The 21590-nt window shown below is 55.8% G+C and carries 21 protein-coding genes and 1 tRNA gene; 9 read left to right on the top strand and 13 right to left on the bottom strand.

Going from position 1 to position 21590, the window contains the following annotated elements:
• Positions 1–428: 428 nt before the first annotated feature.
• The gene (gene ompC, locus LAC65_RS10395; protein WP_039385507.1) at positions 429–1532 is read left to right on the top strand and encodes a porin OmpC; all 1104 of its coding nucleotides are present in this window, start codon (positions 429–431) and stop codon (positions 1530–1532) included.
• 91 nt (positions 1533–1623) lie between these two features.
• Here ompC and LAC65_RS10390 read toward each other — a convergent pair whose 3' ends face one another.
• On the bottom strand, positions 1624–1785 hold the full coding sequence (locus LAC65_RS10390; RefSeq protein WP_166714014.1) for a hypothetical protein: 162 nt from the start codon (positions 1783–1785) through the stop codon (positions 1624–1626).
• Between the two features lie 399 nt (positions 1786–2184).
• On the opposite strand from LAC65_RS10390, the gene apbE reads away from it, so the two are divergent.
• The 3 genes from apbE (at position 2185) to LAC65_RS10370 (ending at position 5609) form a co-directional block, all read left to right on the top strand.
• The gene (gene apbE, locus LAC65_RS10380) at positions 2185–3216 is read left to right on the top strand and encodes an FAD:protein FMN transferase ApbE (protein WP_039386026.1); all 1032 of its coding nucleotides are present in this window, start codon (positions 2185–2187) and stop codon (positions 3214–3216) included.
• Between the two features lie 12 nt (positions 3217–3228).
• Positions 3229–3870 (top strand): DNA oxidative demethylase AlkB, encoded by a 642-nt coding sequence (gene alkB / locus LAC65_RS10375; protein ID WP_039385509.1) that lies wholly within the window; start codon positions 3229–3231, stop codon positions 3868–3870.
• A gap of 86 nt (positions 3871–3956) precedes the next feature.
• Positions 3957–5609, top strand: a complete 1653-nt coding sequence (locus LAC65_RS10370) for a multidrug ABC transporter permease/ATP-binding protein (RefSeq protein ID WP_039385511.1) — start codon at positions 3957–3959, stop codon at positions 5607–5609.
• 70 nt (positions 5610–5679) lie between these two features.
• Here the strand turns inward: LAC65_RS10370 and LAC65_RS10365 are convergent, their stop codons facing one another.
• From LAC65_RS10365 to LAC65_RS10345, 5 genes are all read right to left on the bottom strand, one after another.
• Complete coding sequence (locus tag LAC65_RS10365) at positions 5680–5883, bottom strand: hypothetical protein (RefSeq protein WP_039385513.1); 204 nt, start codon at positions 5881–5883, stop codon at positions 5680–5682.
• A gap of 26 nt (positions 5884–5909) precedes the next feature.
• Positions 5910–6607, bottom strand: a protein-coding gene (locus LAC65_RS10360; protein ID WP_223429336.1) for an IS1 family transposase whose coding sequence is annotated in 2 segments (ribosomal slippage) — positions 5910–6358 and positions 6358–6607 — 699 coding nt in all. Because the reading frame shifts where the segments join, the coding sequence is not laid out codon by codon here.
• A 300-nt stretch (positions 6608–6907) separates the two neighbouring features.
• Positions 6908–6984: transfer RNA gene (locus LAC65_RS10355), tRNA-Pro, on the bottom strand.
• Positions 6985–7056: 72 nt separating this feature from the next.
• The gene (gene yejM / locus LAC65_RS10350; protein WP_039385505.1) at positions 7057–8808 is read right to left on the bottom strand and encodes an LPS biosynthesis-modulating metalloenzyme YejM; all 1752 of its coding nucleotides are present in this window, start codon (positions 8806–8808) and stop codon (positions 7057–7059) included.
• A 22-nt stretch (positions 8809–8830) separates the two neighbouring features.
• Entirely contained in the window at positions 8831–9058 is a 228-nt protein-coding gene (locus LAC65_RS10345) for a YejL family protein (protein ID WP_039385503.1), read from the bottom strand.
• Between the two features lie 158 nt (positions 9059–9216).
• On the opposite strand from LAC65_RS10345, the gene yejK reads away from it, so the two are divergent.
• Positions 9217–10221, top strand: coding sequence for a nucleoid-associated protein YejK (gene yejK / locus LAC65_RS10340; protein WP_039385500.1), 1005 nt, complete (start codon positions 9217–9219; stop codon positions 10219–10221).
• Between the two features lie 56 nt (positions 10222–10277).
• Here the strand turns inward: yejK and rplY are convergent, their stop codons facing one another.
• Complete coding sequence (gene rplY / locus LAC65_RS10335) at positions 10278–10562, bottom strand: 50S ribosomal protein L25 (RefSeq protein WP_039386023.1); 285 nt, start codon at positions 10560–10562, stop codon at positions 10278–10280.
• Between the two features lie 130 nt (positions 10563–10692).
• Positions 10693–12447 carry a DNA repair helicase RadD gene (gene radD / locus LAC65_RS10330; protein ID WP_039386020.1) on the bottom strand — a complete coding sequence of 585 codons (1755 nt, stop codon included), beginning with the start codon at positions 12445–12447 and terminating at the stop codon, positions 10693–10695.
• Positions 12448–12639: 192 nt separating this feature from the next.
• Between radD and rsuA the strand changes: the two genes are divergently transcribed.
• From rsuA to LAC65_RS10315, 3 genes are all read left to right on the top strand, one after another.
• On the top strand, positions 12640–13362 hold the full coding sequence (rsuA, locus tag LAC65_RS10325) for a 16S rRNA pseudouridine(516) synthase RsuA (RefSeq protein WP_039385498.1): 723 nt from the start codon (positions 12640–12642) through the stop codon (positions 13360–13362).
• An 11-nt stretch (positions 13363–13373) separates the two neighbouring features.
• On the top strand, positions 13374–14567 hold the full coding sequence (locus tag LAC65_RS10320; protein WP_039385496.1) for a Bcr/CflA family multidrug efflux MFS transporter: 1194 nt from the start codon (positions 13374–13376) through the stop codon (positions 14565–14567).
• A gap of 504 nt (positions 14568–15071) precedes the next feature.
• Positions 15072–15398, top strand: a complete 327-nt coding sequence (locus LAC65_RS10315; RefSeq protein WP_039385494.1) for a YejG family protein — start codon at positions 15072–15074, stop codon at positions 15396–15398.
• A 385-nt stretch (positions 15399–15783) separates the two neighbouring features.
• Here LAC65_RS10315 and LAC65_RS10310 read toward each other — a convergent pair whose 3' ends face one another.
• From LAC65_RS10310 to yeiP, 5 genes are all read right to left on the bottom strand, one after another.
• Positions 15784–17349 (bottom strand): cyclic di-GMP phosphodiesterase, encoded by a 1566-nt coding sequence (locus LAC65_RS10310; RefSeq protein ID WP_203025559.1) that lies wholly within the window; start codon positions 17347–17349, stop codon positions 15784–15786.
• A 208-nt stretch (positions 17350–17557) separates the two neighbouring features.
• Complete coding sequence (mepS, locus tag LAC65_RS10305; protein WP_071882916.1) at positions 17558–18133, bottom strand: bifunctional murein DD-endopeptidase/murein LD-carboxypeptidase; 576 nt, start codon at positions 18131–18133, stop codon at positions 17558–17560.
• Positions 18134–18648: 515 nt separating this feature from the next.
• The gene (locus LAC65_RS10300) at positions 18649–19356 is read right to left on the bottom strand and encodes a phosphatase PAP2 family protein (RefSeq protein WP_039385486.1); all 708 of its coding nucleotides are present in this window, start codon (positions 19354–19356) and stop codon (positions 18649–18651) included.
• A 46-nt stretch (positions 19357–19402) separates the two neighbouring features.
• A complete protein-coding gene (locus tag LAC65_RS10295; RefSeq protein ID WP_039385484.1) occupies positions 19403–20377 on the bottom strand; it encodes a CobW family GTP-binding protein in 975 nt (324 codons plus the stop codon).
• A 121-nt stretch (positions 20378–20498) separates the two neighbouring features.
• Positions 20499–21071 carry an elongation factor P-like protein YeiP gene (gene yeiP / locus LAC65_RS10290; protein WP_039385481.1) on the bottom strand — a complete coding sequence of 191 codons (573 nt, stop codon included), beginning with the start codon at positions 21069–21071 and terminating at the stop codon, positions 20499–20501.
• 150 nt (positions 21072–21221) lie between these two features.
• On the opposite strand from yeiP, the gene LAC65_RS10285 reads away from it, so the two are divergent.
• Positions 21222–21476: a zinc/iron-chelating domain-containing protein gene (locus LAC65_RS10285; RefSeq protein WP_039385478.1), complete on the top strand. Its 255-nt coding sequence runs from the start codon at positions 21222–21224 to the stop codon at positions 21474–21476.
• Positions 21477–21590 lie beyond the last annotated feature (114 nt).

The following is a 21590-nucleotide window of genomic DNA, read 5'->3' as shown; positions in this document are numbered from 1 at the left end:
GGAAATAGCGCAGATAAAAAAATGCCGGACAAATATGTCCGGCGGGAATCAGGGTAAAACACTCATTCGGGATGAATGAAGATAATAATAAAATAAATGATGATAGCGTGGATAATTGTAGAGGCTGGCAGCAACAAAGTTTTATCATTCAGTGCGGCATAAAATTAATGTAGCTATTTGAATGCCAAGGAATTTAATCCGGTTTGTTTATTCGTGCTTTATTTTTTATCAATATGTGCTGATTATTAGTTCCACGATATTTACATCTGGCAATAAATTTGTAATCAAATGAAACACTTTCGGAAATTTAGTATCATTTTCGTGATAGATTATTGCCTGCTATAAAACAACAATGAATTGCCGGCTGAATTTTTAACATTCAGTTTGCAGTGGCATAACTATAAAGGCACATAACCGAGGGTAAATAAATGAATCGTCGCGTTCTCTCCCTGATGATCCCGGCGCTGCTGGTGGCGGGTTCAGCAAGCGCAGCCGAAATCTATAATAAAGATGGCAACAAACTCGACCTCTACGGCAAAGTAGATGGTCTGCACTACTTCTCTGACAACGATGGCTCAGACGGTGACCAGTCTTACCTGCGCTTTGGTTTTAAAGGTGAAACTCAGGTGACCGATCAGCTGACGGGTTACGGTCAGTGGGAATACCAGGCCGCGCTGAACACGGCTGAAAGCGAAGGCACTAAAGACAGCTATACCCGCGTCGGCTTTGCCGGTCTGCGTTTTGGTGACGCTGGCTCTTTCGATTACGGTCGCAACTACGGCATTGCGTATGATATTGGCGCATGGACTGACGTTCTGCCGGAGTTTGGTGGCGATACCTATGGCGCGGACAACTTTATGTTCCAGCGCGGTAACGGTATGGCAACCTACCGCAATAATAATTTCTTTGGTCTGGTGGATGGCTGGAACGTGGCCGTTCAGTACCAGGGCAAAAATGATAACCCGACTGAATCCACCTCTGGCCGTGATGTGCTGGGCGAAAACGGCGACGGCTGGGGTCTGAGCACCACCTATGATCTGGGTAATGGTCTGGCACTGGGCGGTGCTATGTTCCAGTCCGATCGCACCAATAACCAGAATGCCGCAGGCGTACTGGGCCAGGGCGATAAAGCGGAAGCCTATACCGGCGGCCTGAAATATGACGCAAACAATATCTATCTGGCTGCGATGTATACCCGCTCTTACAACGCGACGCGTTTTGGCTCAGTTGATTCTGACGCTTTCGGTTATGCGAACAAAGCGGACAACTGGGAAGTGGTTGCGCAGTATCAGTTTGACTTCGGTCTGCGTCCGTCGCTGGCTTACGTCAATTCACGCGGTAAAGATATTGAAGGTTATGGCAGCCAGAACCTGAAAAAATATATCGACGTGGGCGCGACCTATTACTTCAATAAAAACATGTCGACCTATGTGGATTACCAGATCAATCTGCTGGATGACAACAACTTTACCAACAATGCCGGTATCAACACCGATGACATTGTGGCGCTGGGCCTGGTTTACCAGTTCTGAGCCTCTGGCGCGCGGCCCGGCGGGCTGCGCGCCACCTTTCCTGCCCGCTTCTTATCTGCAGCACCCGCCTCAGGCAGGCACAGCATCTGAACTACTGCACACTGCGCCAGCGCCGGGCTTTTGCCGCCGGACGCGGTTCAGCCTGCACTGCCGCAGCCGGCTGGCTGCCCTCCAGCGCAATACCTGCCAGGGTGAAAGCAGAAAAGCTCAGCCACCGCTGCCACTTTTCACTCTGCGTTTTTGACATCGCCATGCTGCACCTCGCTGAGAATAAACCTGCTCTCAACAATGCAGCATTTATGCCATGCTGCCGCTCTCAGCGTCACATGCTTCAGGCGGGGTTTGTTACACTGCGTCAGCCCTGAAGCAGTGCAGAGTGGGTAATAATGGTGCAGTACTTAACGTCGACGTGCGCTATAGCTCTCCAGTGAACGCTGACGCGCGTGCTGCCAGCTGCGATAACTGCCGTACAGGAACAGCGCGGCGGAGAGGGCGGCGATTAATACATACATCATCTGTGCTCCTTAAAGGTGGTATGCCTGGGGGTAAAGCCTGCAGCATGACCGGCGTTAATTCAATGAGATTTAGCGTAAATTACCCGCAGTTTATGCTTTGTAATACGCTGTATTTCCGTGTAACAGATGAGGAACCGATGCATTTCCGGAATATTTTGTTGACTGCTCTGATCGTGACCGGGCTGACGGCCTGCGACCGCGCACCGCAACGTGAACCCCTGGTCCTGCAGGGAAAAACCATGGGCACCGTATGGCGGGTTACGCTCGCCGGCGTTGATCCGCAGCGTAAAGAGGCGCTGCAGCAGGCGATTCAGCAGCAGCTCGATCGCGACGACGGTGAAATCTCTACCTGGAAAACCACCTCAGTGCTGTCGCGCTTCAACCAGTATCAGGGGACAGAGCCGCAGCCCGTTAGCGCGGATATGGCGGATATTGTGACTCTCTCACTGCGCATTGGTGCCAAAACCGCAGGTGCCATGGATATCACGGCAGGCAGACTGGTGAACTTATGGGGGTTCGGACCCGTCGGGCAGCCGGCGCATCAGCCTGATGTGGCAGCGATCGCGGCGGCCAGAGCTGAAACCGGCCTCTCGCATCTGCGGGTGATCCAGAACGTAAGCGGGCAGTGGCTGCAGAAAGATCTGCCGGGGCTGTATGTGGATCTCTCAACCGTGGGCGAGGGCTACGCCACCGATCATCTGGCGCGGCTGATGGAGCAGCAGGGAATAACCAACTATCTGGTGTCGGTCGGCGGAGCCGTGCTCAGCCGCGGTCGTAATGCCAGCCAGCAGCCGTGGCGGGTGGCGGTTCAGAAACCCACCGATCGAGAAAACGCGGTCGAGGCGCGCGTTGACCTGCAGGGGCACGGCATCAGCACCTCCGGCAGCTATCGCAACTATTATGAACTGGACGGGAAACGCATTTCACACGTCATCGATCCCGCAACCGGACGGCCCGTTCAGCATAAACTGGTTTCTGCCACGGTGATCGCCACTACGGCGCTGGAAGCGGATGGCTGGGATACCGGCCTGATGGTGCTGGGCACCGCGCGCGCAAAAGCGCTGGCGCTGAAAGAGCATCTGGCCGTTTATCTGATCACCAAAGAGGGCGACGGCTTCAGCCACTGGATGTCGCCCGGCTTTAAAACATTTCTTATCGATAAATCGTAACCGGAGGCCGTGATGCTGGATCTGTTTAGCGATGAAGCGCCGTGGCAGGAGCCACTGGCAGAAGGCGCGGTCATTCTGCGCCGCCGCGCCCGCGATGATGCACCTGCGCTGCTGGCAGCGATTGAAACCGTTGCGGCGCAGCATCCTTTTACGCACCGCATCACGCCGGGAGGCTATCGTATGTCCGTGGCGATGACCAACTGCGGCGATGTTGGCTGGTTCAGCGACGCGCGCGGCTATCGCTACAGCGAACAGGATGTCAGCAATGGCCAGCGCTGGCCCGCAATGCCGCCGCTGTTTCGTCAGCTGGCGCAGCAGTGCGCGCAGGAAGCGGGGTTTAGTCACTTTACGCCAGACGCCTGCCTGATCAACCGCTATACGCCCGGGGCAAAAATGTCGCTGCATCAGGACAAAGATGAGCGCGATCTGCGTCAGCCGATCGTCTCCGTCTCGCTGGGGCTGCCGGCGATATTTCAGTTTGGCGGTTTTGCGCGCGGCGACGCCACCCGGCGCGTGCTGCTGGAGCATGGTGATATCGTGGTGTGGGGCGGGCCGTCGCGGCTGCGCTATCACGGTATTCTGCCGCTTAAACCAGGCGTGCATCCCGCGGCGGGGGCCGTCCGCTATAATCTCACCTTCCGCCGGGCAAACTAACGTAACAGGGAATGAGAATTATTCTTGCTATCATCTGACGGGCCATTAAACTGCAGGCAGCATTTTTTGACCTTTGGAACAGATTGATGGCATTGCTTCAGGTGGTTTTTCGTCAGTATTGCTGGCCGTTTACCGGCGTTCTTTTTCTTACCCTGCTGAGTGCCGCACTCGGTATCGGCCTGATCGCTTATATCAATAATGAGCTGATTGTGGCGATCAATAGCGATGTAACGGTGCTGCCGATGTTTCTCGGTCAGCTGTTTCTGCTGATGGCGGTCACGCTCGCTTCGCAGCTGGCGCTGACGCAGCTGGGGCACCATTTTGTCTGGCGGCTGCGGGGCGAATTCATTAAGCGTATCCTCGATACTAACGTTGAGCGTATCGAACAGCTGGGCAGCGCTCAGCTGCTGGCCGGGCTGACCAGCGATGTGCGGGCCATTACCATCGCTTTTGTCCGGCTGCCGGAGCTGATCCAGGGCATTATTATCACGCTGGGATCGGCGATTTACCTTGCCTGGCTCTCGCCGGAAATGCTGCTGGTCACTATGCTGTGGCTGGCGATCACGCTGGTGGGCGGCTGGCTGCTGGTTTCGCGCGTCTATCAGCATCTGGCAAAGCTGCGCGATATCGAAGATGACCTCTATCGCGATTTCCAGACCATTATTGAGGGGCGCAAAGAGCTGCAGCTTAACCGCGATCGGGCGCGTCTGATCTACGATACGGTTTATCAGACGAATGCGGGTCGCTATCGCCATCATATTGTGCGCGCCGACACCTTCCATCTCAGCGCCGTTAACTGGTCTAACATCATGATGCTGGGCGGCATCGGTATCGTGTTCTTTATGGCAAACGGTCTCGGCTGGGCCAACACGGCCGTAGCGGCCACCTATTCGCTGACGCTGCTGTTCCTGCGCACGCCGCTGATCTCAGCCGTCGGCGCGCTGCCCACGCTGCTCAGCGCGCAGGTCGCGTTTCGCAAACTCAACCGCTTCGATCTGGCGCCTTATGAGCCTGCCTTCAGCGCCCCGGCACCGGCCAGCGCATGGCAGACGCTGGAGCTGCGCGACGTCTGCTTTCACTATGGCGAACAGGGCTTTGCGGTGGGGCCGATCAATCTGACGCTGCGACGCGGCGAACTGCTGTTCCTTATTGGCGGCAACGGCAGCGGGAAATCCACGCTGGCGATGCTGCTGACCGGCCTCTATCAGCCGCACGCCGGCAGCCTGCTGCTGGATGGTAAAGAGATAAGCAGTCAGCAATCCGATCTGTGGCGGCAGCACTTTTCAGCGGTATTTACCGACGTGCACCTGTTTGACCGCCTGATTGGCCGCGGCGGCGAACCGGCCGATCCGGCACTGGTTCAGCGCTGGCTGGAGCGGCTGAAAATGAGCGAGAAACTGCAGCTGGATGGCAACCGGGTGCTGAATCTGCAGCTGTCGAAAGGGCAGAGCAAGCGCCTGGCGCTGCTGCTGGCGGCCGCGGAAGAGCGGGATATTTTGCTGCTGGATGAATGGGCCGCCGACCAGGACCCTCATTTCCGCCGGATTTTCTACCGCGAGCTGCTGCCCTGGCTGCAGGCGTCAGGCAAAACGGTGTTTGCTATCAGCCATGACGATCACTACTTTACCCATGCCGACAGGCTGCTGGAGATGCGCAACGGACAGCTGGTGGAACTCAGCGGCCGCGAGCGCGATCTGGCCACGCTCAATGCGGTGGAGCGAACGGATACCGGTCGTTAACGTCAGCGGGTAACACTCATCATAACCGGCCATCAGGCCGGTCATGGCACACAGGCGGCATGCGGCAGCGTCAGTGATTGGGCGGGATGGCAAAGCTTTTCAGCTGAACAACAAAGTGCTGATGGCCGCGGGTGATGCGGGCGCCACGATCGCACCAGTGAGTCGCCAGACGAAAGAAGTCGTCGCTGCCGATATCATAGGCCAGCTCTACTTTGCTGATGCCTGAATGCAGAAGCTCCTCTGCATCCTGCAGGCTTTTTGCTTTGATGACCATAATCGATTTCCGGTAATGACTCCAACTTACTGATAGTGTTTTATGTTCAGATAATGCCCGATGACCTTGTCATGCAGCTCCACCGATTTTGAGAACGACAGTGACTTCCGTCCCAGCCTTGCCAGATGTTGTCTCAGATTCAGGTTATGCCGCTCAATTCGCTGAGTGTAACGCTTGCTGATTACGTGCAGCTTTCCCTTCAGGCGGGATTCATACAGCGGCCAGCCATCCGTCATCCATACCACGACCTCAAAGGCCGACAGCAGGCTCAGAAGACGCTCCAGTGTGGCCAGAGTGCGTTCACCGAAGACGTGCGCCACAACCGTCCTCCGTATCCTGTCATACGCGTAAAACAGCCAGCGCTGACGTGATTTAGCACCGACGTAGCCCCACTGTTCGTCCATTTCAGCGCAGACAATCACATCACTGCCCGGCTGTATGCGCGAGGTTACCGACTGCGGCCTGAGTTTTTTAAGTGACGTAAAATCGTGTTGAGGCCAACGCCCATAATGCGGGCGGTTGCCCGGCATCCAACACCATTCATGGCCATATCAATGATTTTCTGGTGCGTACCGGGTTGAGAAGCGGTGTAAGTGAACTGCAGTTGCCATGTTTTACGGCAGTGAGAGCAGAGATAGCGCTGATGTCCGGCAGTGCTTTTGCCGTTACGCACCACCCCGTCAGTAGCTGAACAGGAGGGACAGCTGATAGAAACAGAAGCCACGGGAGCACCTCAAAAACACCATCATACACTAAATCAGTAAGTTGGCAGCATCACCCGATTTCCCATCAAATAAATGAGAGCATCAGAGTAGAGGATCTTCATGACACTTTTGTTGCGCTTTGATGAAAGCCTGTTCCTGAAGAGGCAAAGTGTGATCTCGATCGGGTGCAGCAGCAACGCGCTGAAAGCCTGAGAATTTCCGGAATAACGGTATCGGCCGGTACTGCGAGATAAACAGGCATGCCAGCTCTGACAGGCATAAAAAAAGCAGCCATAAAGGCTGCTTTTTTCGGGATTATTTGGTCGGCACGAGAGGATTTGAACCTCCGACCCCTGACACCCCATGACAGTGCGCTACCAGGCTGCGCTACGTGCCGAACGTGGAAAACCATACTACTGATTCCCCAGCCGATTGCAAGATGCGTCAGCGTTAACTGCCTCATATTTAATCAGTTTGCCGTGAAGCGCTTCTCTTCCGTCAGCACCTGCAGCAGCAGCGCCAGCTGCGGCTTATGATCCTTCAGCTCGCGACCGCTGGCGTCCCACGCGGTATAACTGCCGCTGTTATTCAGCATCAGCGTCACCGATGGCGTGGTGATCACCAGTTTGCCATCTTCACTGCTGGCTACCCAGTTATGGCTGCGCTGGGCGGCGAACAGATCTTCACCCTGCGAATAGCTTACCGGGCTGGTGCGCACGTGCAGCAGACGCTGCATGAGCGTTGTCATCACATCCTGTTGATCGGTCAGGCGATCGATAGTCTGTGCTGGCGTATTGGGCCAGTGCACCACCAGCGGGATCTGCAGCATCGCACGGTTGCCCGGATTATCGCTGTTATTAAAGGTCACCGCACGCTGGGCAGTGATCACCACCACCGTATTTTTCAGCAGGTCGCGCTGCTGCAGCGTAGTCAGTACCGCAGCAATCTGCTCATCCACGCTGCCCGCCTGGCGCAGATAGCTGCGCTGACGCGCCTTCGTGCTGTCGCCGCTGGCGCTTATTCCGTTTAGCGCGACCCAGGAGAACCATGGAGAGCGGCTGCTTTTCTGACCATTGAGCCAGTTCTGCCACTGCGTGACGGTCTGGCTGTTAGGCTGCGAGGTCGCTTCCGGCAGCGTATAGTCCGCCAGCAGCGCCTGCCGGTAGAGCGGCTGATTAAACCCATCAGAGGAGAACAGGCCAAACTGGTAGCCCTGCGCGTTCAGCGCGTTCAGCAGCGCCGACGGCGTACGCGATGCCAGCACGCCATCCATATAGCTGGAAGAGATGCCGTAAAACAGGCCAAACACCCCTTTTTCAGGCTGCACCCCGGCGCTGTAGTGCCGGGTAAAGCGCACGTTCTCAGCGGCAAACTGCTTCAGCGACGGCAGTGCGCTGTCCAGCGTTGCGTTATTTACGCCATCGACCGTCAGCACCAGCAGGTTATGACCTGCTCCGCCGTCACGGAAGGTGATATCGCTTAACGGATACTGAACCGATAGCGCCTCAGGATTACCCTGCTGTACCAGACGGCGCTGATACTCCTGCGCATCCAGCAGCCCGTGACGCTCCAGGAAGCGGCGCGCGGTCATCGGATAGGAGAGCGGCAGATTGGCGCGCTGCATGGTGACAGGACGATAGAAATTGGCATCGGCCCAGATATAGAGCAGATGACTGGCAAAAAAGGCGCTGATAAACAGCGCGGCGAGCGGCTTGCCAAATGAGCGTCGGTTAAGACTGCGCAGCTTCTGCCAGCTCCAGGTGGCAAACAGCATCTCCACCAGAAAAATGCCCGGCACGCTGATAAACATCAGCTGCCAGTCACGCGCCATCTCGCTTTGATCGGGGTTAACCACCAGCTCCCAGACCACCGGATTAAGGTGCAGGTGGAAGCGGTTAAACACGGCGCCATCCACCATAATGAGCGTCAGCCCGGCGGTGGCAACAATCGCGGAGAGTACCCGCAGCAGACGCTGCGACATCACCACAAAGGTAAGCGGGAAAATAATCAGCAGATAGGCGGCAAAAACGATAAAGCTGAAATGGCCAATCCAGCTGGTAAAGGCGTAAATCCGGCCCGCCAGTGAGGAGGGCCAGTCAGCGACCAACAGGTAGCGGCTGCCGAGAGCCAGCGCAAACAGAATATTAAACAGCGCGAACCAGTGCCCCCAGCTAATCATCTGGGAGACTTTTTCACGGTAGCGCTGCCGGTTGGTTACCATATATAGGAGTCAGATCTGCAAATTAATGAGCGTTATCATCGCGCACGGAAGACTGCAACGCTTCCGCGAATGACCGGGCCAGGCTACGGCGCTGGGCTGGTGCGATGTCTGTGTTAATCAAATTGGTGACCATGTTTCCCAGAACCATCAGGGAAAGATCGAGAGGCGCTTTATCTTTTTCAAGAATCTGCGCCAGCTGTGCGAGAAGCTGCTCAACGCGCTCGTCGCTATAACGGGATGATTGTGGCATATCGTCGACTAATCAAGTGTGAAAAGGCGGTATAGTACCGTAACCATGCGATTTTTTCCGCACTTTTATCGCAAGCAAAGCGATCGGTTTGCGTACGCAGTTGAAAGCGACGGCGGGCAGTGATTGAATACGCGCCTGAGTTTAAAGGAGAGTCTATCATGAGTCTGGATATTGACCAGATTGCCCTGCATCAGTTAATCAAACGCGACGAGAATCAGCTGGAGCTGGTACTGCGGGATACGCTGCTGCCGGTAACGCAGGCGGTAAGCAGTATGGCCGAAGAGCTGCATCGCGTGTACAGCGCCAAAAGCAAAGCCTATGGCCTGTTCAATGAAGATAGCGAGCTGGCCGACGCGCTGCGCAACTGTCGTCGCGGGCAGGATGACTTCCTGGCGTTCAGCCGGGCTGCCACCGGACGCCTGCGCGATGAGCTGAGCAAATATCCGTTTGCTGACGGTGGCGTGGTGCTGTTTATGCACTACCGCTATCTGGCGGTAGAGTATCTGCTGGTTGCGGTGCTGAACAGCCAGTCGAGCATGCGCGTTAACGAACAGCTGGATATCAGCAGTACGCACTATCTCGATATCAATCACGCTGATATCGTCGCGCGTATCGATCTAACCGAGTGGGAAACCAGCCCGGAGTCAACGCGCTATCTGACTTTTCTGCGGGGTCGCGTCGGACGTAAAGTAGCTGACTTTTTCATGGATTTCCTCGGGGCCAGCGTCGGTCTCGACACCAAAGCGCAGAACCGCGGCCTGCTGCAGGCGGTCGATGATTACTGTGCTGAGTCAAATCTGGATAAGAACGAGCGGCAGAACTACCGTCAGCAGGTCTACAGCTACTGTAACGAACAGCTGCAGGCGGGAGAGGAGATTGCGCTGGACGATCTTTCGCAGGAGCTGCCACCGCTGGGTGAGAAAAGCTTTCAGGCGTTTACGCAGGAGCAGGGCTATGAGCTGGAGGAGCACTTTCCGGCCGACCGCAGCACGCTGCGCCAGCTGACAAAATTCTCCGGCAGCGGTGGCGGATTAACGCTTAATTTTGACGCACTGCTGCTTGGCGAGCGTATCTTCTGGGATCCGGCAACCGATACCCTGACCATCAAAGGCACGCCGCCTAACCTGCGCGATCAGCTACAGCGCCGCACCGGCGGGAAGTAAATTGCAGGCATAAAAAAACGCCGCAGAGGCGGCGTTTTTTCCGATTTCGTCTGCGATTACGCGCGAACGAAGTCGATGTGGTGCAGTTTTGGCTTGAACGGGTGACGCTGAACAGCCTGAACTTTAACTTTCGTTTCTTTACCGTCAACAACCAGCGTCAGCACATCGGTGTAGAACTCAGGCTTAACCTGCATGTTCATCACGGCGTCGTGATCCAGTTCGATAGAAACTGCAGCTTCATTTCCGCCATAGATGATAGCCGGGAACTTGTTAGCTGTGCGCAGGCGGCGGCTCGCACCCTTACCCTGCTCTTTACGTACTTCTGCGTTGATAGTGAACATCATTATTTCTCTTCAATAATTCCTGCTACAGGCGACCCAGCAACAGGACGGTTATTCAAACGCTTGTGCGGATGCAAAAGCGGGCGGGATTATAGCCGGATCGGGGCAGGGGGGCAAATGATTCTGCCATCTAGCGCAGCTCATTGGCGCGGCGGAAGCGCCCCTGGTAATCAAACACTTTCTCCCGCACCTGCCAGAACTGTCCCCGGGCACGCGCCACCACAAAGTCAGGATGCCGCAGCAGCGGCTGCAGCGCGACCACGTCGGCCGCCTGCTGCCAGCCCAGCTCTACGCCAGGCGCGCGCTGGTGCGGGCGCATAAACAGCTGCTCAAATGCTTTTCGCTGCGCGGGCGTCTGCAGCCGGAAGCGTTCGCTGACGTCGCTGCCATCCTCGTCGTAATAGGTCGCTTTCAGCCATTCGCCCTTGTCATCACGGCCATGCGCCAGCGTCATGCCGCTGCAGCGCAGCACCCGCGCATCTTTTAGCTTCAGCGCCGCTTTCAGCATATCATCGGGGTCGACCAAAATTTTGTCGCACTGCTGGCAGCGTCGTGCGGCGATATCATTTTCAGCGCCGCAGTCAGGGCAGCTTTTGAAGCGAAAGCGGAAATCGCACTGCTCACGACCGCCCTCATCATCCTCCAGAATACCCTGACAGCGGCGACCAAAGTGCTCAATCACATGCCCGTCTTCGGTGGCTTTTCCCCAGAAGGTATTCGCAAAGCCGCAGGCAGGGCAGAACACCTGTACCGGCTGGTTGTCACTGGCGCCTTTTGGCGTACCCACTTCCGGCGTAAAGAGATCGTGCGGATTACCGGCGTAGTCGAGGATCAGGCAGTCGCGTTTATCCGGAGCCAGGCGCAGTCCGCGTCCGACTATCTGCTGATAGAGGCTGACGGATTCAGTCGGGCGCAGAATCGCGATTAAATCCACGTGCGGTGCGTCGAAGCCGGTGGTCAGTACCGCCACGTTAACCAGAAACTTCAGCTGCTGCGCTTTGAACTGCTGAATTAGCCGGTCACGCTCTTTCACCGCGGTTTCTGCCGATACCAGCGCGCTGTTCTCCGGCAGCAGCGACAGAATTTCGCGCGCATGTTCAACCGTGGCGGCGAAGATCATTACGCCGCGCCGATCGTCGGCAAACTCAACGATCTGGCGGATAATCTGTGGCGTGACGCGCTGCTGCTGTTTCAGCTCACGGTTAAGATCCGCTTCCCTGAAGAGGCCGCTGTTCTGCGGCACCAGCCGGCTGAAGTCATACTGCACCACCGGCATATCAAGACGTTCCGGCGGCACCAGAAAACCGTGTTTGATCATGTAGCGTAGCGGCAGCTCGTAGATGCAGTCGCGAAACAGCGCTTTTTCATCGCCGCGTACCATGCCGTGATAGTGGAATTGATAGATCCAGCCTTTGCCCAGCCGGAACGGCGTGGCGGTCAGTCCCAGCAGGCGCAGCTGTGGATTATGCTGGCGCAGGTGGCTGAAGAGCTGCTGATACTGGCTCTCCTCATTGTCGCTGATGCGATGACACTCATCGACAATTACCAGTGAAAAGGCGCTGTCGAAGCGGTCAAGGTTGCGCGCCACGGACTGTACGCTGCCAAATACCACTTTGCCTTCGCTCTGCCTGCGCTGCAGCCCGGCCGCAAAAATATCCGCTTCCAGCCCGTAAGCCTGATACTTGCTGTGGTTCTGCTCGACCAGCTCTTTGACGTGCGCCAGCACCAGCACCCGGCCACGCGCCAGCCGCGCCAGTTCAGCAATGACCAGGCTCTTACCGGCACCGGTGGGCAGCACAATCATCGCCGGCGTGGTATGGCGCCGGAAGTGGGCAACGGTTGCATCAACCGCTTCCTGTTGATAGGGACGAAGTGTAAAGGCCATCAGCATAAACTTTTTTCTGGATCAGAGGCGTATTATGCCATGTAAGCGGATGAAACGCAGGATCGGCACTATTAGCAGGCAAAGCTTCAGGCTATACTGCCCGCACTTTTTTAACGGTTATCCTGGCGGACGTATTCTGCGCACTGGCACCGTTTCAGTTTTTCCCCCGCAGTAACAGGCAAAAGCGAATTCATGCGACTCGACAAATTCATATCTCAGCAACTGGAAGTTAGCCGTGCTATCGCTGGCCGCGAAATTCGCGCCAGAAAGATCACCATCAATGGCGAAATTGTGCGCGATACCGCGTACAAAGTGATGCCGGAAGATGATATTGCCTACGATGGCAACCCGCTGGTGGTACAGCAGGGGCCACGCTACTTTATGCTGAACAAGCCGCAGGGCTATGTCTGCTCCACAGACGATCCCGATCATCCCACTATCCTCTATTTTATTGAGGAGCCGTCAGCCTATAAGCTGCACGCCGCCGGCCGACTCGATATCGATACTACCGGTCTGGTGCTGCTGACGGATGATGGCCAGTGGTCGCATCGCATCACTTCACCACGTCACCATTTAGAAAAAACCTATCTGGTTGAGGTGGAAGCGCCGCTCGATCCGGCACTGGTGGAGACGTTTGCTGCCGGTATCCAGCTGCACAATGAGAAGACGCTGACCAGGCCAGCCCGACTGGAGATCCTCGATGAAAAAGCGGCGCGACTGACAATCGGCGAAGGGCGCTATCATCAGGTTAAGCGCATGTTTGCCGCGATGGGGAACCATGTGGTTGCGCTCCATCGTGAAAGTATTGGCTCGATTGTGCTGGATGAGGCGCTGGAAGAGGGGGAATATCGCGAACTGACCCCCGAAGAGGTTGACAGCATCGGTCTGCCAGACGAACTGAAACAGCACAAATAACGGAGTACAAGGTGCGCAAGGAGAAAAACTCCCCGGCAGGATTAGTGGTGATTCTGGGATTGCTGGCGATGCTGATGCCGCTCTCCATTGATATGTATCTGCCCGCCATGCCGCAGATTGCCCGCGAATTTGCCGTCTCCGCAGGCAGCGTGCAGATGACGCTGAACCTCTACATCCTGGGCTTCGCTATCGGGCAGCTGGTGTATGGTCCGCTGGCGGACAGCTATGGCCGCAAGCCGGTCATCGTGCTGGGTACGCTGATTTTCGCCTGTGCCGCCGCCGCCTGCGCACTCTCCGGCTCTATCGATCAGCTGATCCTGATGCGCTTTTTGCACGGTCTCTCTGCCGCTGCCGCCAGCGTGGTGATCAACGCCCTGATGCGCGACAGTTATTCAAAAGAGGACTTCTCGCGCATGATGTCCTTTGTGCTACTGATCACCACAATCGCGCCGCTGGTGGCCCCGGTGCTGGGCGGCTGGCTGCTGCTTATCTGGAGCTGGCACGCTATTTTCTGGGCGCTGGCGATTGCGGCACTGATCACGACCGTGCTGGTGGTGACACAGGTGCGTGAGACCCTGAAGCCGGAGCAGCGTCAGCGCTTTCATCTGCGTACGATGCTGGGCAATTTTGTGGCGCTGGTACGGCATAAGCGGGTGTTCGGCTATATGCTGGCCAGCGGCTTCTCGTTTGCCGGCTTATTTGCGTTTCTCAACGCTGGTCCCTTTGTTTATATCGAGGTCAACCACGTATCGCCGCAGGATTTTGGCTACTACTTCGGCCTGAATATCATCTTTCTTTTTGTGATGACGCTGATTAACAGCCGCGCGGTGCGCCGTTTTGGTCCGCTGAAGATGTTTCGCCTGGGGCTGACCATTCAGTTTGCTATGGGCATCTGGCTGCTGATTGTCAGCGCGCTGCAGCTCGGCTTTCTGCCGCTGGTGCTGGGCGTGGCGATGTTTATCGGCTGCGTTTCTATTGTCTCCTCTAACGCCATGGCAATTGTACTCGATGAGTTTCCGCACATGGCGGGGACCGCCTCGTCGCTGGCAGGCACGCTGCGCTTTGGCGTCGGCGGTCTGGTGGGCGCGCTGCTGTCGCTGGTCAGTATGAACAGCGCATGGCCAATGGTGGCAACAATCGCGCTGTGCGCCACCCTTTCCATTATCCTGTTCAGCTACGCTGCCCGCCCGCGTAAAACCACCTGATTCCCCCAGGGGCCGCAAAAATGCGGCCCTCTGCGTATATGCGGTGCTCAATTTCCCCAGGGCCGCATAAATGCGGCCCCTACGAACATGCGGTGCTTCATTCTCCGTAGGGGCCGCATTCATGCGGTCCCTGGATATATGTGGTGCCCTATCCCCCGTAGGGGCCGCATTTATGCGGCCCTGGCATATTTCCCCCCTCAGGCAAAAAAAGAGAACCATGCTCGCTAAACGCCAGCTATTCGTTATGCTTAATGTTTCCGTGATGTGAAAATTTTTAGACAAAAAAGTAACGCTAATGCGTATAAACTGGTTGTCTGCATCTGGCGATCGCGGTACACATAGGCTTAACTGCGAGAATGATCGCAAATAACGTATTTTTTCTATGATTTTGTATTTAAAACGCGAAGGTCATCACTGACATCCGTTTTTTGATTTGAGGTGGGATTTTCGGCTGCGGGCACAGGGTTCAGGCCGGAAACAGGATCAATATCTTTGGGGAACACCATGCTGCAGCTCTCTGTTGTGCATCGTCTGCCACAGCTCTATCGCTGGTCTGCAGATCAGTTAGGCGAGATTGAACTGCTGGAAACCACCAGCGGCATTAACGATGAAGATTTGGTGGCGTTGAGATTACTGAGCCATGAAGGCGCGCTGGCGCTGGATATTCTGCAGCAGCTGCGTGAAACGCTGGCGCAGATTCAGGTGGAGTGCAAAATCGCCCGTTGTGAAGGGCATCCCTGCCTGCTGATCCAGCGAATTAACGAAAGTGCTGCAAGCTGCTGCCTGAAAAATCAGGGCGTGGCCATTGCAGAAGATTTTAACGGACGCTGATCCCCGCCCCTTATTTGCTCATTTGCGCCGAGGCGAGCAGCTGGCGTGTATAAGCTGTCGCTGGCGCAGTGAACAGCACCGCACTTTCTCCCTGTTCAACGACCTCTCCCTGCTGCAGTACCAACAGCAGTTGCATAGCCCGGAGCAAATTAGCACAGTTATAGCCGCTGCCCCTCGAGTGCTACGGCGTATAGATTTCACTGAAGAGAGCAGGCGGTAGCTGCGCTTTCCACGGCGGCGCCAGCGCCATGCTGCTGCCTTTCGGGGCTGCGGCATCAGCACGCAGCAGAGCAGCAGAGCAGCAGAATTATCAGACGCAGCATAAGTGAAATACTCTCCCGAATAGTCTGTGCTTGAGATCGGCCGATAAGCGTGTTAAGCCACCTTACCCGAAACGCGGAAAGTTTTGATAGTAGCTGATCAACTTTTCCGGTCCCAGCGGCCGGCTGAACAGGTAGCCCTGCAAATGCGTCACGCCGCGGCTGATCAGCCAGCTGGCCTGTTCGCGCGTCTCTACGCCCTCAGCCACCGTTTTGAGATTGAGCTTTCTGGCCAGCAGCAGCACGGCGTCCAGAACCGGCGAGGTCAGCGTCTCGGTGCCGATGCTCTGAACAAATCCCCGATCTATCTTCAGATAATCAAACGGATACTTTTCCAGATAGATCAGCGCGCTGTGTCCGGTGCCGAAATCATCAATGGCAATGCTGAACTGGTTAGCGCGCAGCCAGGCAAACACCTCTCCGGCGTTGGCTTCTTTCACCATGGTACGCTCGGTGATCTCAAACACATAGCTGAAGTGGTCAGCAGGCATTGCGGCAATCCACGTCTGGACGTCGTGACGAAAGCTGTCGGCGGCAAGATGCAGCGGGGAGAGGTTCAGGCTCAGACGCGTACCGCGCGGCAGCTGCTGGCTCAGGCTAGGCGCATCGCGCGCGACCAGGCAAAACAGATGCCGGGTAAGCGGAATAATCAGATTCTGCGCTTCGGCATAGCTGATGAACACATCGGGCGGGATCGTACCCTCTATGGGATGCGCCCAGCGCAGCAGCGCTTCCACGCCGTAGGGTTGACCGTTATGTGCCATGATTAACGGCTGATATTCAACATAGAACTGCCCGCGCCGGATTGCCAGCATGATCTCGCGCGCCGGGCGCTGGTGGCGGTTAAGCAGCACGCCGGTCAGACAGCCGATCATCAGCGCAAACAGGACGCCGGTCAGCAGCGTCATTTGATAGTCGCGCGTTGCCAGCGTGCTGCCATAGAGAACAAAGCGGATATCACTTTGCGGCAGCGTAAGGGCGGTCAGTCCGGCTGGCAGGTCGCGGCGCGGAATAGCGTGGCTGACGTCACTCTTCAGCGCATTGTTGCCAATAACCAGCGCCATGCCGGTGATTTCAGGGTGATAAGAGGCGAGCAGCTGATAGGGCGCAAGAGAGAGATTAACCGTTGTCAGGATGCCGCTCTCTGCGCCGCCGGGATATTTGAGCCACAGCGCCAGCGCCGGACGCGACGGCAGCAGCGGGGTGCCCGGCAGCAGCCGTATATCGCGATCGCTCTCCAGTTCGGTGGCGGGTGAAATCTCACTGACAGGCAGCCTGAAGGCGCCGGTGGCCGATGAGCACCAGGCGAGGCCGTCCCGCACCAGCAGAATCGCGCGGATATTATCTGCAAAGGCGGCACGTGAGGTGAGCTCACGGCTGACGCTGTTGCAATCCAGCAGCGTATACTGCTGCAGCGGACGCAGCGTGTCGGTCAGCGTCGCGAGCATCTGCTGCAGGTCGTCCGCGCTGTGCTGCAGCAGCAGTTCATGCTGCTGCTGGCGTTTATGCCAGGTCAGCGTAAGCAGTATGGTGATAAAAAGAGTAAACGAAACCATGCCTGCCAGCGCACTCTTCCGGAACAGACGGCGCATGTGCGTAGCGTGCGGTTTCAGCGTCCGCGACAGTGGCATGGTGTCAATGTTCCTGATATTGCCATGTGAGTAAACCGTCTGAGGCTGCACCGGAGAGGCAGTGAGAATATAACGAGGATGCCAGAAAAGTCTTGTTATATTTCTGATTACCAACTGGATTTTAACGGAATATATATCCGCAATAAAAAAACGCTGCCGGGGCAGCGTTTCTGTTTTCTCTGGCTGAGAGAATCGTCGGAGAAAGGGATCAGCTTGGATTTTTCGCCAGAACCCGTCGTGCTTCGCGGTAGCGCGTCTTCCAGTAGCTGTCGTTGAGATTTGAAATCATGACGCCGCTGCTGGTAGAAGCGTGGACAAAATTATCATTGCCCAGATAGATGCCGACGTGTCGCCCGGTTGAGCCGACGCGGAACAGCACTAAATCACCCGCACGCAGTTTACCGCGTGAAATGCCTTTGCCCGTATCCTGCTGCTCATAGGTTGAGCGGGGCAGTTCCAGACCAAACTGGTCGCGAAAGGTGCGCTGAACAAAAGCAGAACAGTCAATGCCACGTTTGGTGTCACCGCCTAAGCGATAGCGAACACCTTTCCAGTCGCTGTACTGTTCCATGATGCGGGACTTGATGTCCACATTCTGCACCATTTGTTCAAATTCGTCCTGAGACGCCTGAAGTAAAAAACCATTGTGGTTGTTAACTTCATGATTCTCGTTTTTCGCATTCTGGCCGTTATGGCTGCTGCTACATGCTGATAAAAGTGTGGCTAATGCTACCGCGGGAATGATCCGCCTGAGGTATCTCAGAATTGGTTGAGACTTGACCATTATACGTGTGTTCCTTCGATGTCCTTACGACAGAATGTCGCCAGCCAGATGACAAAACGGGTTGAGATTAATAAGTACAGCGGTGTAAGACAAATCCTTAATTACTAAAATGTGTTAATGCACACATTTTTCGCTCAGTTTGCCACCACATTTTATGCTGCACCAGGGTAATCGAGCTTGAGGTTAACTGATTACAGACCCCGTTGCGAGTGGTTTTATATAAATTTCTATAGGTTTTTTTGATGTAAATTAAAACATTCACTGAACGGCTACTTTATCACCAGCCGGGCGTAATTAATGCGCAAATAAGCGGCGGCTTAAGCAGGTAATTCCGGCGTTAGCGCTGATTTTCAGCGCGTTCTGACTGGACAGGGGATAACAAGAGAAAATGTTAAGGCTTGTTTGCCATCATGTTTTCTTTTGATGGCAAACTGTTAGGTTGCTAATAGTTTTTTTAAACATTTTATAAGCGCAGGCGGGTCACTTTTTGCTCTCCGGTTACCTGCGCTAAACAATTACCCGCGTGGCTTATATTTGCCGGGCAGCGTGCGATATAGCCACGCTACCAGTTTGTCGCTGGCCGGCGTTAATAACCACCAGCTCAGTCCGACGAATATTACCGACAGCGAACCCACGGCAATATCGGTAAACCAGTGGGCGCCGGCCATTATGCGCGGCAGGGCAAACAGCACCGCAATCAGCACGCCGGTTAAAAATGCCCGGAAGCCGAAATAGCGCCACATAAAGCAGGCAAAAATAATCAGCATCATGCCATGGTCGCCAGGAAAACTGTCACGCGAGGCATCCTTCGCCGGAATACCGGTGAGTTCACTGACGCGATGGACGTTATCAAAAAACAGCGTCGGGCTGGCGTGTTTCACCGGCAGCAGATGTCCCAGCTGGTTAAGTAAAACCGCCGTCAGCAGCATAGTTATCCCGATAGCCAGCATACGACGACGGCCTTCGGGTGTTTCGCGTCGCCAGAAGGCGAGATAGAGCAGCCCCATTGTCAGCAGTGAAATCGCATCAAAACCGCGATAGTTGGTTATCGCGACCAGGACGGCAAACGCGTGGTGATCAACCATCAGATCGTTGAAGCTGAAAAAGATCCCCTTATCGATAGTGAACCAGAAACCGTGATTGGCCGGCAGATACCACGAGAGAAATAGCATTACACCCAGCGCGTTAAGCAGCAGGATGGTGACAAGACGTGTTGCGCGCATAAAAAGTAACACCCAAAAAGTGAAATAACGGGCAAACCTATCGCAATTAATTTAAACGAACCTTCAACAGCGAGGTCTGCAGAGCATTCCAGTCGGCTGGCTGATGATGGATCAGTTCAATACGGCTGTCGGGCGGCGCGACCGGACGGGTTTCAATAAACAGATCGTCCCCCTGTCGATTAACGTTCACCAGGCCATCTGGCGTACGCAGCACGCCTTTTACCCGATCGACCGGCGCACATCGCGCCCATTCCAGCAGCGGAATGGTATCAAACTGCGTCTCTTCATCGAAAATCCAGCCACACGAAGCATAGCCCTGACCTTCATTTAACGCACGCCGCCAGCGCGCCTGACCCTCCAGTTTCAGCGCCGCCAGTCCCTGCGGGCGAGTGCTGTGAGCGTGGTGGAGTGCGTCCGGAACCGGGCGATCGTCTCGTGCAGGGTGTGTCAGCAGCGCCGGGTCTATTTTCCCCCAGGCTGTCTCTGTCAGCAGGCGATCGCCCAGATTGTCCCGCTGCCAGTCCGCCAGACGCTGGCGATCTTCCGGCTGCCAGCGATCGCTTTTGCTGGCGACGATAATGTCAGCGGCAGTGAGCTGATCGCGAAAATTTTCGTTTGCGGCCACGCGCACATCGTCAAGCTGACGCGGATCGAGCAGGGTCAGCGTCGCATCCACCGTGATCCACGGCTGATAGACGGCGGCGCGCAGCATATTAAGTAACTGTTTGGGATGGCCAAGGCCGGTAGGTTCGATAATCAGACGATCGGGTCTGGCCTGTTTCAGCAGCATATTAAGTCCGACCTGCAGCGGCAGACCGTTAACGCAGCACATGCAGCCGCCGGGGATCTCTTTTAGCTCAGCGCCACGATTGGCCAGCAGGGCGCCGTCTATACCGACTTCGCCAAACTCATTGACCAGAATGGCCCATTTTTCATCGGCCGGTTTATGCGCAAGCAGATGCAGCAGCGTGGTGGTTTTACCGCTGCCGAGAAAGCCGGTAATGAGGTTGACGCGCGTCATAGTTTCTCCCTGTGGCCTGCTGCTGTCTGGCAGGCAGTGAAGTGAGCGCGCGGCCGGTAACGCAGGCCGCGCCCGATGTTGTTATAGTATAACAACCTGCCGGGCGCGAACAACGCAGCGATCAGTCGGCGCGGCTCATATAACGCCGTTCAGCTACGTGGATGCGAATACGGTCGCCGTTGCTGAGGTATTCAGGCACCTGCACCGAGAGGCCGGTACTCATCACCGCGGGTTTGGTGCGCGCGCTGGCAGATGCGCCTTTGATGCCGGGCGTGGTATCAGCAATCACCATATCTACCGTCTGCGGCAGCTCCAGCGCCAGTACCAGGCCCTCCATTGTCAGCACCTGCATACCGGGAATACCGCCTTCCGGGATAAACAGCAGCTCTTCGGCAATCTGCTCCTGTTTAAAGTTATAGGGTGTGTAATCTTCATCATCCATAAAGACATACTCGTCGCCGTCGATATAAGAGAAGGTTACCGGGCGACGGCTCAGCTGAATGGCATCGATAATATCGTCGCCTTTAAACCGCTCTTCGACCTTGAGGCCGGTACGCACATCGGTAAACCGCATTTTATAGAGCGTGGCTGCCCCGCGTGCGCTGGGACTCTGCACATCAATATCCTTCACCAGCAACAGCTTGCCGTTCCAGGTAACGGCCATTCCTTTTTTGATTTCGTTTGCCTTAGGCATGATGTTATCTACTCAGAAAAGAGAGGTGCGCGTCACGTTACGCGCGCGACCGGAAACAGGCAAGTAAGGCCCTGTAAAATTGTTATCTGCGCATAGCTTTCAGGGGGCGGGGCTGCTATTGTCGCCGCGAAATCTCTGCCGGAGCCCCTCATGTTATGCCGCGACCAGTGCGGTGCCTGCTGCACCGCGCCCTCAATTTCTTCGCCTATTCCGGGTATGCCTCATGGTAAGCCTGCCAATACGCCCTGCGTTCAGCTGGATGCGCAGCAGCGCTGCCAGCTATTTGGTTCGCCACTGCGTCCGGCTGTCTGTACGGGCCTGCAGCCTGAAGCGGAAATGTGTGGCCGCAGCCGGGACGACGCGATGATCTATCTGCTGCATCTTGAGGCAGAGACGGCGCCCTGAAAAGCTGTAAGCCTGCTGAAAATCTGCCCGGCCCGCCGCCTTCACTTTCAGCAAACTCATCAGCTGCGGCGTGCGAAAAATCTTAATTTCCCGGTGAAGTGTGCGTAGCGTCAA

Source organism: Pantoea eucrina (assembly GCF_020079945.1).
Lineage (GTDB): Bacteria > Pseudomonadota > Gammaproteobacteria > Enterobacterales > Enterobacteriaceae > Pantoea > Pantoea eucrina.
The sequence above is the reverse complement of the archived record's forward strand: the minus strand, read 5'-3'. Positions and strand labels throughout refer to the sequence as shown.